Origin of the sequence: Thermovenabulum sp., assembly GCF_049701175.1 — a bacterium.
Lineage (GTDB): Bacteria > Bacillota > Thermosediminibacteria > Thermosediminibacterales > Thermosediminibacteraceae > Thermovenabulum.
On the sequence record NZ_JBNATW010000043.1, the window covers coordinates 1 to 14,081 of the forward strand.

Consider the following 14,081-nt stretch of genomic DNA (forward strand, 5'->3'; position numbering starts at 1 on the left):
TTTTTTTTTTTTTTTTTTTTTTTTTTTTTTTTTTTTTTTTTTTTTTTTTTTTTTAGAAATATTTAAATATTCTTGATTTTATATATAACATATGATTATTTATTAAAACAAAAAAAGGAGCCTACATTAACTATTAGGCTCCTTTCTATTCTATTTTTTAAATCTTGAATTTGCTTATATTGTCTGATAATTCTTTTGCAATATTTGTCAACCCCTGGGCTGTCGCTGCTATCTCTTCCGTAGATGCACTTAACTCTTCAGCAGAAGCTGAAATCTCTTCTGCTGAGGCCGCTGTCTCCTCTATTACCTCCTTTATGCTGTCTGTCCTACTTACAACTAAATCTTTCGATTTTACTGTATCGTCCAAAGCCTCAAACGTGTCTTTTATAAGGGGTGCCATGTCTTTTACAGCACTCAATATATCATCAAAGGATTTTATCGTATTTTCAACAGAAACAATCTGGTTTTTCAACATCTCTGCAACATCTTTGGATGTTACTACTACATCATTGGTTTCTTTTTCAATACCCGTCAACAGATCTTTAATCCTGTTAGAAGAATTTTTTGATTCCTCTGCTAACTTCCTGATTTCAGATGCTACAACTGCAAACCCTCTTCCTACTTCGCCTGCTCTCGCTGCCTCTATCGCAGCATTTAATGCTAGTAAATTTGTCTGTTCAGCTATGCCGTTTATTATTTCGGTGATTTCTCCAATCTGCCCCATTGACACAGTTAATGTTTCAATATTCTTTTCTACACTTTCAAAGGATGTTCGTATGTTCCGAATTATTTCTATTAAATTATCAATTTCTTTTTTCCCTATATCTGCAACTTTCTCGGTATTGTCTGAATTATCCTTAACTTTTCTAAGTTTTTCATAAACCTTATCAAGGTTTCCAGTAATATTCCTGATAAGTCCTATTATTTCTTCTATATCTGAAGCCTGATTAGTTGCACCGTTCGCAATTTCCTGTATGGTCTTAGCCACTTCCGAGCTTGATGCCGCGATTTCTTGAGAAGCCGCACTTAAACTTTCTGCATTTGAAAAAAGTGTATCTGAACTTTTTTTAATGGATGATGCAATAGACTTGAAGCTTTCTTGTAAATTATTTATAGCTGAAATAATCATTCCTACTTCGTCTTTAATGTTTAAATACTTACCAGGAATACTCGCTGTAAAATCTCCCTCTGCTAATTTTTCAATATGGTTTTTTGCAAAATTCAAGGTTTTTACTATCGATGCTGAATTGCTGTATAAAACTGCCCCTACCATCAATAAACCAATAAGGAATAATGCTAAAATCAAAATAACGGCACTTTTAATAGAATTATTTACACTTTCCATTGATAGCCCCACATCAACAGCTCCTATGTGCTCCCCATTAACAAAAAGGGGCACGAGCACATCGTAAACCGTTTGCTTTGCAGCCTCGTAATAATATGTAGAAAAATATGGTTTGCCCTCAATAGCAGCAGTTCTGCTCCCTTCATCATCAAATACCTTTCCGATTCTTTCCTTATTGCTATGCGCTATAGCCTTTGCCTGTTTGTCCAAAATAAGTGCATAAACTATACCCTTATTAGAAGCAATATTTTCTACCAATTTTTGATAATTAACTTGGTCCATTAATTTCTGAATATTATTAGCAAGTATACCTACTTGAATAAAACCGCCATCAGGAGTCTTAACATATCCGTATTTATAGTAATTCTCAGAAACCGTACTTTTTCGGATTTCTTCCATTAATTCATTCATTTCACCTTTAAGCAGTTTTTGAGCTATATGATTTTCATCATAAACATAACCAATATTTTCTTTTAAATTAGAATATATTATTTTGCCATTTTTGTCAGCCACATTAATCTCATCTACATTTAACGCTTTAGCTAAATTGATTAAAAAATCATTATTCAAATTCCCTGAATTTTGTATTACTAAATTGGCAGTTTCTTTTATCTTATTTTCAATGGTGGCATTAATTACATCCATAGCCATAGAGGTGCTTTCAATTTGATGTGCTATATGATTTGCAAGGTTAAAACCTTCTTCCTTCATTTGAGCAATCATTTTATTTTTTATTATTTGAGTTGTAGCTATGCCTACAATCAAAATAAATATCAAAAGTATCACTATAGGAAGAATATTGATTTTAAATTTTACCGAATTTAGCTTCATCTTTTTGTTCATTTATTATTTCTCCCCTTTTTATATAATTTGATATTTTTATATTTAATCAGATAATTATTTTTATTTAGAAATTTTCTTGCTATTTCGTGTATAACCCCCTTCCTTTACATTTTTCTACAGTATTTTCCATCACTTTTTAATTAATACCATATTTTTGCATTTTAATCAAGATTTATAAAGGATTGAATATCTCTAATAAAAACCAAATAAAAAAACGGTTTCCTTTTGGAAACCGCGTCTTTTCTGGTGCAGGGAGTGGGATTTGAACCCACACGGAGAAATCTCCACTACCCCCTCAAAGTAGCGTGTCTGCCAGTTCCACCATCCCTGCAGCTTTCAAATTCAATTGACATTATTTATTATACTTATGATATATTAATCTGTCAACCACAATAAAAGAATTTTTTTATTCATATTATTCTTCTAAGAAAGTCAAATGCTGCCACCCGTATTCTGGAACAATAAATTTTAATTCTTTTTCTCCCTTTATTTTTTCCAAAATTTCTTTATTAATATAAACGATTATATCGTCATCTATTCTCACTTCAACATAATTATCAATGTCTTCCGGTTTTCCCGTCAAACTTGACGGTGCATAAAAGGCGTTTCATCATCCATGTATATTGATATGTTTTTTTATATGCATTATTCCGCCCTTTTCCTTAGCGTAGAATTTGAACCATGGAGACGCATCGGCCCTCATCCGTTTCACCTACCTTAATTTTATTTATAATGAAATTTTAGGGGGCATAATGCCAATTTTAGGGGGCATAATGCCCCCTTTTTATCATCCACCGCTCATTATATGAATGACATCTATTTTATCCCCGTCTTTTATCTTGTGAGTAGAATATTTGTCTCTTGGTATCACTTCTCCGTTTATTATTACCGTTATTAATCTGTAAGTATATTTTTTCTTTTTGAGAACATCTTCTACTGTCATCCCCTCTTCGTATTCCATTTCTTCTTTATTTACCCATATCATGCTGCGATTCCTCCTCCTTCTTTTAGCAAAGACTTAACTTATTAATCCTGGTATTTGCTTATGAGCTCAATTACTTCCGGAAAATCAATGCCGAGTTCTTTAACCTTTTCAATGGTAGGAACACCATTCTTTGTCCATCCGCGTCTCTTGTAAACAGCATCAACAAGCTGCTGGTATTGATTTTCTCTATATTCCCTCAGCATCTTCAGTTTTTCTTCCGTTGTCTTTCCTTCAATATCATAGCCTAAATCCTTCAGCTGTTTATCGTATCTTTCCTTCCTGGATTCGTATTCTTCAATGGTAACGGGACCCATCGAACGATAAGGCGGCATATCGTATTCTCTCGTTCCGTAGCCCATTTTTAGGTTGAATATTCTCTGGAAATTGTATACTCGCTCTGACTGCTTTATTATATCTTCCTTTGTTATGTTCTTTCCGGTTACCCCGTTGAATATTTCGACATAGTTTCTTACGTGTTCGGGCACCTTATTGGGTTCGGGCTGATAGGCATTGTCTGCAGGTTCAATATCGTTCCAAGGCAGTTTGCAAAGTCCATTTAGTGAGAACCATGTCCTAAAGAGTGGGAAGTAATGCAGAGCTTCAGCTTTATCTTCGAAGGTCGGGATCTGCTTATTGACCATATCCATAAATATGAGCCAGGCTTCATCGTGCTGCGGACCTTTATTGGTCAATGCGTAACCGCCCTGTTGAGCAAGCGATTCTTTGCTGACGTAGTGTGAGTACTCCAATCCTTTGCATTCAAGGCTTATATCCCTTAAGAATTTCGGGTCTGCACCCAATTTTTCAACAAAGTATTCTCTCATTCTTTTTACGCCCATACCAGCGATCTTTCCGAAGCCTTCTCCCCTTGCCATTTGATGCAACACTTCTAAGGCAGCTTCTTTATTGCCAAATTTCAGCTCCAATCCCCCGGTTACTTCTTTATCAATGATTCCTCTTTCATAACACTCCATTGCAAAAGCAATAATATTTCCAAAGGAAATTGTATCAATTCCGTAGGTATCGCAGTAGAAGTTTGCCTCAACAACATATTCGGGATCAAAAATACCGCAGTCTGAACCTACGCCTGCTATTGTCTCGTATTCCGCCGCATCTACAACTACCTTTTGACCCTTATAGGGACCTGTCTTTAATTCAAAGTTATCAACTGCCTTTGCGCATGCCATTGAACAGCCGTACCAGCAGCCGTCGGGCATTCCTTGGGTGAAGAATTTTTCTTTAAATACATCAGAGCTCAATTTTACTGCATCGGGATGTGACCCGTACTGGCAGTTCATTACAGGCAAAAGATCGTAGTCGTTCATAACTTCTACAAGATGGGCAGTACCAACCTCTCTCATCCTGTTTTGCAATTTATCGAGCTCATATATTTCTCTATGGAGTCTAAGTCCGGCATTTATCAATTTTTGTTTGTCAGCAGGAGCGTTTGAATCACCTGTTACACCTTTGTATTTTACTATTAAGGCCCGAATCTTCTTATCCCTAAATACTGTGCCAGTTCCACCCCTACCCGCTTGTTTTACACGAACAGCTTTCCTTTTTACATCGTAGAAGGAGAAATTGAGCATACCGATTAATGTGTTTTCAGCACCGCGTCCTGATGAGACCACTGATACATTCCTTTTGTCGAATTCATCATCTGCAAACATTTCTGTATAAACTTCGGCTAATTGATGGGTATCGTAATATTCAAAATTATCGGGGACTTCTTCGATTGTAACAAGCCCCTTATTGCCATCTATAAAAATAATTACATCCTTCTCGGCTTTGCCCTGAATTTCAAGAGCATCAAAACCCGAAAATTTCAAAAGTGGCCCAAAGTATCCTCCTACGTTGCAGTCTATTGGGCAGCCTGTCAAAGGAGAAAGAGTAACGACTGCAGATTTTCCTGCACCTGGATATTGGGTAATTCCTCCGATAGGCCCTGAAGAAATTATTATTTCGTTTTCAGGGTCATTCCATTTTGTGGTGCTTTTTACCGCATTCCACAAATACCAAAGCCCAAATCCCCTTCCACCGATAAATATTTCCTTCATCTGTTCGGTAACCGGCTTTATCTCAAAGGTTTTATCCGTTAAGTTTACGTAAAGAGAATGATTTGTATAACCTTTATCAACCTTAAAAGGTTGATATTCCAATTTTGCAAGTAATTTATGTGCATTTCTTAATTCTTTGATATTTGCGGTCATAAAAGACCCCCCTTTTTAATTATTTTTCCTCCATATAAATTGCACCGGTCGGGCATGCTTTTACGCACGCACCGCAGGCGATACATTTTATCGGTTCATTTATCTCGGGATGTACGGTCATTGCCATAGTGGGACAAAAGCCCACGCACATATAACAACCTACACATTTCTTAGGATCAATTCTTACTGCACCGTTAGGTGCAAAGTAAAGGGCTTCAGTATTGCAGACGGGTACACATTCACCACAGTGGTTGCATACGATGATATCAAATTTGCCGGGTTCTTCCTTTTTTTCGATTACCCTTATAGCAGACTTTTTGGCATCTTCTACCTTATGAAGGGTTTTTGAACACGCCAGCATACAAGCACCGCATCCGGTGCAAAGTTCGGGTTTTGTCTTTACAATTTTCATTAATCTTCACCTCCAGTTGTTAATAATTAGGATACTGGGTGGTCCAGTCAGTAAAAAATATATAATAAAATTCTATATTGTATTAAATACTACAAATATTAAAAATTTCCTTCCGGTTTTTAATATATTTTTTTAAAAATTAAAGAAAGCCTCCATGATTTATAATCATAGAGGCCTTAAGCTTTACTCAAAGTTCCCTTTTACAATTATTTCTTTGTTTTTTACCATGCATCTTCCTTTTGCAAATACATATTCAATATCCAAATCTTCATTCAAAACGACTATATCTGCATCGCTTCCTTTTTGCAGTGTCCCCTTTTTCGGATATATTTTTAGAGACTTCGCAGGATTTTGCGTAATAATCTTTAATGCATCGGTAAGGGATAATCCTTCTTTAAAGACGAGGTCTTTGAACTCTTTGTAAAGGGAGTAGGGTTTTGCGACTGTCAGCCCTATAAAATTTCCTTTTTCATCGAAAATCGGCATGCTGCCATTTCCATCAGAACTCATAGTAATATTTTCTACAGGGACTCCCATTTCAATACAGTATTTTATGGCCCTCGAAGGTTTTATCGATTTTTCTTCCTTGCCCACAGGGCCTACACTGGATGTAATGTCTATTATTCCGCCCATTTTTGCAAATCTTATGCCATCTTCCAAAAGGTTTGGATTTCTATTAATATGCGTAGGTGTAAACTGAGTTATGGGTATTTCCGTTTCTTCAATTATTTCAAAAATCATGCCCAGTTTTTCTTTTCCGTCACCAACGTGGAGGTGGACAACTCCAGCCTTTCCGCTGAGCATTCCCCCAACCCTTGCCTCTGAAGCAAGTTTTTTTATATCTTCTTTACTGGGCTGGGCAGAGCGGTGGTCGGATATTGCAATTTCCCCCGCCCCTAACACTTTATGTATTAAAATGATGTCATCTCTTACACTCCCGGTTATTGTTGGGGTGGGTAGCTGATAGCATCCGGTGTATATGTACGCAGAAATTCCCTCTGATTCAAGCCCCATTGCTTTAGCAAGGAGAGAAGACATGTGGCGAGTGGTGCCGTCTGTGCCCAAACAACCCACAACAGTTGTAATGCCTGCACTTGTTATATCGCTCAGCATCACCTCCGGTGTGCGGGATGCAAATCCACCTTCTCCACCACCACCTATAATATGCTCATGTTGGTCGATAAAACCGGGTACCACATATTTCCCCTTTACATCTATTACCTCCAGCTCTCCGAAACTTTGGCACGGAGAGATGTTTTCATCAATATTTGCTATAATACTTCCCGCAATTAAAATGTCCTTTTTACCCATGTCTTCTGGTGAAAATAATCTCCCACCTTTTAAAATTTTAAACAATTCATGCACCTCCGGTTTAATTTTTTTCTTTCCATATGGCCTTACCGGTATAGCCGTAAATCCATGCGATAATAAACCCGAGATAACACATAATTGCCCATGGAGCGTAAGATTGCGTTGGTACTCCTAAGGTTGCCGTCATATAAACACCTGCAGCACTCCAAGGTATCAGCGGAACTACTACAGTTCCCGAATCTTCAGTAGTTCTCGAAAGAACATTTAACTTTATTTTGTATTCTTTGAAAACAGGTTGGTATATTCTTCCAGGAACAATTATGCTGAGATATGAATTGCCAGTAACAAGACCTGTAATAATACCCGTTAACGAAGTAGACAGTATAAGATTTCCCACTTTCCCTTTTATGAAGGAATCTTTAATAGTATCGAGGATTTTCCCAAGCATTCCTGTATACTCCATTTCACCTGCAAAGATATATGCCATAAAAACCGTTGCTATAGAAGATACCATACTTGTAATTCCGCCACGATTTAAAAGTTTATCTAACTCGGGAATGGGTGTTTTAAAATTGCCGCCGCTATACATTGCAGTAATTACTTCTTTAAAACCGGCACCCTGGACCGTTAATGCTAATACCATAGCAATTACAGTACCAATCCATAATGCAGGTATGCTTGGAACCTTTTTATAGGACAAATAAAATACAACAATCGGAGGCAGCAAAAGTACCGGATTAAGTCTAAATGTTGCGGCGATACCATCTAGCAACTGGTTTATCTTTGTATAATCAATATTTCCAGATATTTTAAAACTAAAAATCTGATAAATTATAAGAGATATAATAAAAGCTGGTAAAGTAGTCCATAACATAGATTTAATATGATCAAAAATGTCTACTTCCGCAGTTGCTGCTGCTAAAATGGTTGTATCAGAAATAGGACTCAATTTATCCCCAAGGTAAGAACCCACCACTATAGCACCTGCTGCAATGCCGAGTGGTATCCCCAAACCATAAGCTACTCCCATCAGCGCGACCCCTAAGGTTGCAGCAGTTCCCCAGGATGTTCCAGTCATAATTGAAGATATTGAACAAAGTATAGTAGCTGAAACAAGAAACGTTTTGGGGCTCAAAATTTGAAGACCGAGGTAAATAAAGTAGGGTATTGTCCCAGAAATTAGCCAGGCACCTACCAGTGGACCCACCATCATCAATATAAGAATTGCTCCCATTGCTCTGTCAATAGTAGGCCTGATGCCATTGTTTAATAATTCTTCCCACGAATAACCAAGATAAAATACGCTAATAAATGTAACAAACATGGAAATTAAAAGGAGCATGATGGCTGCATTTGCTCGGAGGATTCCAACTCCGTACACCAGAAGAACGATAGCAAAAATAATCGGTAAAAGTGAAATACCTAAGGAAGGTTGCCTTTTGGTTTTTTGATTCATTCTCATCCCCCCAATTATTAATTAATTATTTTTCAATAAAAACTTTTTTGCAATATTTGTGCCAGGTTAGTCATTTGTCAGTATTAAATTTAAACTCGGATTTTTCTCGTGTTATAAAATAGAAAAATTTTTAAAAAAAATAAAAGGGAAGATTAGATTTCTCCCTTTTTCACCCTTTTAATCCCTTTATCCCTTTTTAATACTATAAAAACAGACTTCTAATGTTTAATTAAATGTAATAGACTTTATTTGTGCAATACCTTTTGAAAGTATTTCTATGCCTTTGACCCCTCTGTTTACTTTAATTAAACCATTTTTTATCATCTCATTTATTATTTTTCTCACTCTGCTCTCTGGTATCCCAGTTTTTCTTGAAAGGGATCTACGACCTATTGGCCGACCTTCTTTATTAGCACAGGCAATCTCCCGTAATATTTTTATTGCATCATCGTCCTTTTTTCTATCCTCAACAACTTCAAACCATTGTTCTTCCTTTATTTGCAATTCCTCAGGTAAAATTGAACAATCAGGAATCTTATCTGGAGAGACATTTACTAAATACTCAACCACATTTTGAAGCTCCCGGATATTACCCGGCCAGTCATATTTTAAAAACACATTTTTTATTTTCTCAAAGTAATCTTTTGCTTTTATCAAAGGTTTTCCTTTAAAAAAATCATTGTAAAATATTTCAGCAAGTTCTAAAATATCATGTTTTCTTTCCCTTAACGGAGGAAGTCGTAATGGCAGGACATTCAGTCGATAATAAAGGTCTTCCCTGAATTCACCATTTTCTATCAGCTTTTTTAAATCTTTATTAGTCGCAGAAATCACCCTTACATCTATAGGAATTACCTTGGAACTGCCTATGCGGCGGATCTGTTTTTCTTGCAACACCCTTAAAAGTCTTACCTGAAAAGATAAAGGAGCATCTCCTATTTCGTCTAAAAAAATAGTCCCACCATGAGCTTGTTCAAAAAGACCAGGCATTCCGCCTTTTTTTGCACCAGTAAAGGCTCCTTCTTCATATCCGAAAAGTTCGCTTTCCAATAAGCTTTCTGGTAATGCTGCAAAATTCACAGCTACAAATGGTCCCCTTCTCCTTGGAGATGCATTATGAATTGCTTGAGCAAAAAGCTCTTTGCCTGTCCCGCTTTCCCCTTGAATCAATATAGGAGAAGAAGATTTAGCTATCTTCTTTGCCAGTTCCTTAGTTTCTTTAATAATTTCACTGATCCCAGCTATATTGTCAAAAGTATAGCGAGCAAAGTGTTCATGACTGCGCAGTTTCCTGCGGAGTTCTTCTTCAAGCCGTTGGATTTCGGTTACATCCTTTATTGTATATACAGTGCCAATTGATTTATGATTTTCTTTTATCTCCGAACTGTTTATGACTACATATTTATCGTTTATTTTAACAAATTTTTCTCCGCCGGCATAATCACCTTTAAGCACTGATAGAATTTCTCTTCCATCCGATGTATTTTTTAAATTTTTATTAATCATTTCTTCGCTGCAAACGCCAAATATTTCTTCTGCAATAGGATTAAATACTGTCAAATTTTCTTGCTCATCCATTGCTATGATTCCATCATGAACGGTATTTATGATTGTTTGAAGCTGTTTTTTCATATTGCTGTTTAAATCAGCCATATGTTTTATTCTTTTTATCAGATCGATTATTTCTTTAATATATCTTGCCGAAAGGAGATTTGCTTTTTCGTCCAGTAGTTCAAGAGCCTTCAAAATTTCTACAAGGGTAGTAAAGTCTATATTTCGGGTCTTTATATCTATTACTTTCTCCACGCAATCCGGTATTAGCTCCAGTTCACCGGGTGTAACCGCTATCTTTAGCTTTGGATATTCCTTTATCTCTGGATAATAAGGAAAATAGTTTATATGGTCTATACCCAATGCCTTTAATAAAGAGATTGTTTCAAAGGTAGTATTCAAAAGGTCATTAACTAAAAGAACATCGGTTCCTGCTGGAATTTCCAGTAGTTTATCTATTTCATGATAATTTAAAGACCGTCGCGCTATAATAACAGGGCATTCAGGATTTACATATTTTTTTGCCTCATTATAAACTATTTTGCTTGAAATCACAATTAAATTATCCGTAATATTATCCTTTATATTGCCATCAACATAAAAACTTCTTATTTTAACCTTATCCCCTATTAAATCTTTTAATTGGCGTTCTAAGGCTTCACAGGTATTTTTGCCCTTGGTTATTAATGTTATACTCTTCATTGCACAATTCTCCTTAAATCAAAACAAATCTTACATGAATTAATTTTTTACTTATTTTTATTCTGCAATGGCATCTTTAATTCCTTCAAAACATTAAAAAAGCTCCTTTTTTCAGGAGCTTATAAGTTATCTTTTATTTATCTCGCTCATTATTTTATCCATTATACTTTTCTTTTCTTCGTCTGTTGACTTTTTCCATACAACCTCAAATAAAACACCCATCCCAGGAAGGGCATCATCTTCTTTTTCTTCTATTGTTTCTCTAATATAGCCTTCAACTTCTTCACGTGTGCTGCCAGCAAGGTTTTTCATCACAAGGTTTCTTATGTCAAATTGCATGCACCATCCTCCTTTTTTTGATTTTTCTTTTTTATTTTACCCAATAAATTAATTTTTCTATAAACAACTTAATACAAAAAAAGCAGGCATATTAACGCCTGCTTTTATATTCGCCTATACTTAAAAGGTTCAATCTCGTATAGATTATTTCCCTCCGAATCGATAACCACAACTGCTGGGAAATTCTCTACGTAGAAACGATGGATAGCTTCTGTACCAAGGTCTTCGAATGCTACAACTTCTACTTTTTTGATGCTCCTGGCTATAAGTGCGGCTGCTCCTCCCACAGCACCAAAATAAACAGCACCGTATTTCTTCATGGCTTCTATTACTTCATGGGATCGTGACCCTTTACCTATCATACCCTTAAGGCCGATTTCAAGCAAGGGAATAGTATAGGAATCCATCCTACCGCTTGTAGTGGGACCTGCAGGTCCAGAAGCATAACCCGGCTTAGCAGGAGCAGGCCCAACATAATATATTATTTGACCGTTTAAATTCACAGGTAACTCTTCACCTTTCTTTATCATTTCAATCATTCTTTTGTGTGCTGCATCCCTTGCAGTATAGACTATCCCATTTATCAGTACATTGTCACCAGCCCTCAATTTCCTTACTTCTCTTTCAGTAAGAGGAGCACTTATGCTAATAATATCGCCCATTCTTTCTCCCCCTTTTAAATAACGGTTTCTGCATGACGATTAGCATGGCAGCATATATTTACTGCTACAGGAAGCCCTGCTATGTGTGTAGGATAATATTCTATATTTACCGCAAGTGCTGTAATTCTCCCACCAAGACCTCCGGGTCCTATCCCTGACATGTTTATCATTTCAAGAATTTCCTTTTCCAGGCTTGCATATCTTTCATCAGGATGTCGCTGGTCAAGAGGTCTGAGTAGAGCCTTTTTAGACAGAAGAGCAGCCTTTTCCATAGTACCCCCTATTCCCACACCCACTACTATAGGCGGGCAAGGATTGGGACCAGCCTTTAGCACTGTTTCCACCACAAAATCTTTTACACCTTTTACCCCTTCCGCGGGTGTTAGCATCTTTAAAGCACTCATGTTTTCACTGCCGAATCCTTTAGGTGCCGCTATCAACCTAATCCTGTCACCTTTCACAATTTCGACATAAACAATGGCGGGCGTATTGTCCTTTGTATTTTTACGGTCAAATAGCGGGTCTACCACCACCGATTTTCTCAGATAACCCTGTTCGTAAGCCTCCCTTACCCCGGCATTTATTGCCTCATTAAAATCACCATCTACAATATGAACATCCTGTCCAAGCTCGACGAAAAGCACAGCCATTCCTGTATCCTGGCAGATTGCTATATTTTCCTCTTTAGCTATATCAGCATTTTTTATAATCTGTTCTAGTACATTTTTGCCGATTTCTGATTCCTCGCGTTCTTTTGCATCTAAAAGTTTTTTATAAAGGTCCATACTTATAACATAATTTGCCTTTATAAAAAGATCCCTTACAGCTTCTTTTATAATTTCAGCTTTTATATTTCTCACAATAAAGCCCTCCTTAAAAAACTTGGGTTAGTTCATGTGAGCATCGATTCTTTCAGTTTTTCAGCATCAATGTATGTTCTCGCAACTCCCGTGTTCATAGCAGCTTTCGCAACCTCACATGCAACATGAGCTGCTACTCTTTTATCTAAGGCTCTCGGTATGCAGTAATCGGGTGAAAGTTCTTCATCTGTTATAAGTGAAGCTATAGCATGAGCTGCTGCCAGCTTCATCTCCTCGTTTATCTCCCTCGCTCTAACCTCAAGAGCACCCCTAAAGATGCCAGGAAATGCCAACACATTGTTTATCTGGTTTGGAAAATCTGATCGACCTGTGCCTACCACTGCTGCCCCACCTTCTTTTGCCTCATCCGGGAAAATTTCAGGTATAGGATTTGCCATTGCAAAGACGATGGGGTCTTTTGCCATAGTTTTTACCATGTCTTTTGTTACAACCCCAGGCCCAGAAACGCCTATGAAAATATCTGCTCCCTTCATAGCATCTGCAAGGTTACCTTTTACTTCACTCTTATTTGTTATTTCTGAAAGTTCTTCTTTGCTAAAATCCAGGTCTTCCCGACCTTTATAAATGATACCTTTTTTGTCACAAACTATAATATCCTTTACCCCTGCTTTAAGGAGAAGTTTTGTTATTGCCACTCCGGCGGCTCCAGCACCGCTTATTACTACTTTTACGTCTTTTAAGTCTTTTTTTACAATTTTTAATGCATTGAGAACTCCGGCCAGCACTACCACTGCAGTACCGTGCTGATCATCATGAAAAACCGGTATATCAAGCTCTTGTTTCAATCTCTTTTCTATCTCAAAGCATCGCGGTGCAGAAATATCCTCTAAATTAATACCGCCAAAGGTCGGAGCTATACTTTTTATAGTATTGACTATCTCGTCCACGTCTTGAGTGGCAAGGCAAATAGGGAACGCATCTACATTTGCAAAGGCCTTAAACAACAACGCTTTGCCCTCCATTACAGGCATACCAGCTAAAGAACCTATATTTCCTAGACCTAGTACCGCAGAACCATCAGTCACAACAGCCACCATTCGACCCTTACATGTGTACCTGTACACCAGCTCTGGATCCTGCTTTATCATCAAGCAGGGTTCGGCAACCCCCGGCGTGTATGCAAGACTCAAGTCTTTAAAATCCCTCAATGGGACTTTTGAAGTGACTTCGATCTTCCCCCGGTTTTCCTCATGAAGTTTCAATGCTTCTTCTTTTATATTCACGTAATATACCTCCCAGAAATATAATTCTTTATTTATCTGTATTTAATCTGTATTTATTTTAATATATAGCAACATTGTTATTTTTTGTAGTCCTAGTTCTTATTACCCATATAATGAAAGCAGTACACCTGCAACAATAGCAGTACCTATAACCCCTGCCA

The 14,081-nt window shown here is 37.0% G+C and carries 12 protein-coding genes and 1 tRNA gene; all 13 read right to left on the reverse strand.

The genetic code is table 11. The features are described from left to right. Positions 1–157: 157 nt before the first annotated feature. Complete coding sequence (locus ACPLVF_RS11305; protein ID WP_424907934.1) at positions 158–2,188, reverse strand: methyl-accepting chemotaxis protein; 2,031 nt, start codon at positions 2,186–2,188, stop codon at positions 158–160. Between the two features lie 244 nt (positions 2,189–2,432). Then, positions 2,433–2,519 (reverse strand) — tRNA-Leu (locus ACPLVF_RS11310). A gap of 84 nt (positions 2,520–2,603) precedes the next feature. Next, positions 2,604–2,771 carry a hypothetical protein gene (locus tag ACPLVF_RS11315; RefSeq protein WP_424907935.1) on the reverse strand — a complete coding sequence of 56 codons (168 nt, stop codon included), beginning with the start codon at positions 2,769–2,771 and terminating at the stop codon, positions 2,604–2,606. A 204-nt stretch (positions 2,772–2,975) separates the two neighbouring features. Next, positions 2,976–3,173 carry a sulfur carrier protein ThiS gene (thiS, locus tag ACPLVF_RS11320; protein ID WP_424907936.1) on the reverse strand — a complete coding sequence of 66 codons (198 nt, stop codon included), beginning with the start codon at positions 3,171–3,173 and terminating at the stop codon, positions 2,976–2,978. A gap of 41 nt (positions 3,174–3,214) precedes the next feature. Beyond that, entirely contained in the window at positions 3,215–5,383 is a 2,169-nt protein-coding gene (locus ACPLVF_RS11325) for an aldehyde ferredoxin oxidoreductase family protein (RefSeq protein WP_424907937.1), read from the reverse strand. A 19-nt stretch (positions 5,384–5,402) separates the two neighbouring features. Continuing rightward, the gene (locus ACPLVF_RS11330; protein ID WP_424907938.1) at positions 5,403–5,795 is read right to left on the reverse strand and encodes a 4Fe-4S binding protein; all 393 of its coding nucleotides are present in this window, start codon (positions 5,793–5,795) and stop codon (positions 5,403–5,405) included. 183 nt (positions 5,796–5,978) lie between these two features. Further along, complete coding sequence (iadA, locus tag ACPLVF_RS11335) at positions 5,979–7,151, reverse strand: beta-aspartyl-peptidase (protein ID WP_424907939.1); 1,173 nt, start codon at positions 7,149–7,151, stop codon at positions 5,979–5,981. A gap of 16 nt (positions 7,152–7,167) precedes the next feature. Beyond that, entirely contained in the window at positions 7,168–8,562 is a 1,395-nt protein-coding gene (gene nhaC / locus ACPLVF_RS11340) for a Na+/H+ antiporter NhaC (protein ID WP_424907940.1), read from the reverse strand. A 225-nt stretch (positions 8,563–8,787) separates the two neighbouring features. After that, positions 8,788–10,815: a sigma 54-interacting transcriptional regulator gene (locus ACPLVF_RS11345; RefSeq protein ID WP_424907941.1), complete on the reverse strand. Its 2,028-nt coding sequence runs from the start codon at positions 10,813–10,815 to the stop codon at positions 8,788–8,790. Positions 10,816–10,941: 126 nt separating this feature from the next. After that, positions 10,942–11,154, reverse strand: coding sequence for a small acid-soluble spore protein SspI (sspI, locus tag ACPLVF_RS11350; protein WP_424907942.1), 213 nt, complete (start codon positions 11,152–11,154; stop codon positions 10,942–10,944). A 104-nt stretch (positions 11,155–11,258) separates the two neighbouring features. Further along, complete coding sequence (locus tag ACPLVF_RS11355; RefSeq protein WP_424907943.1) at positions 11,259–11,816, reverse strand: Fe-S-containing hydro-lyase; 558 nt, start codon at positions 11,814–11,816, stop codon at positions 11,259–11,261. Positions 11,817–11,830: 14 nt separating this feature from the next. Further along, complete coding sequence (locus tag ACPLVF_RS11360; protein ID WP_424907944.1) at positions 11,831–12,676, reverse strand: fumarate hydratase; 846 nt, start codon at positions 12,674–12,676, stop codon at positions 11,831–11,833. A gap of 32 nt (positions 12,677–12,708) precedes the next feature. Next, positions 12,709–13,920, reverse strand: a complete 1,212-nt coding sequence (locus ACPLVF_RS11365) for an NAD(P)-dependent malic enzyme (RefSeq protein ID WP_424907945.1) — start codon at positions 13,918–13,920, stop codon at positions 12,709–12,711. Between the last annotated feature and the right edge of the window lie 161 nt (positions 13,921–14,081).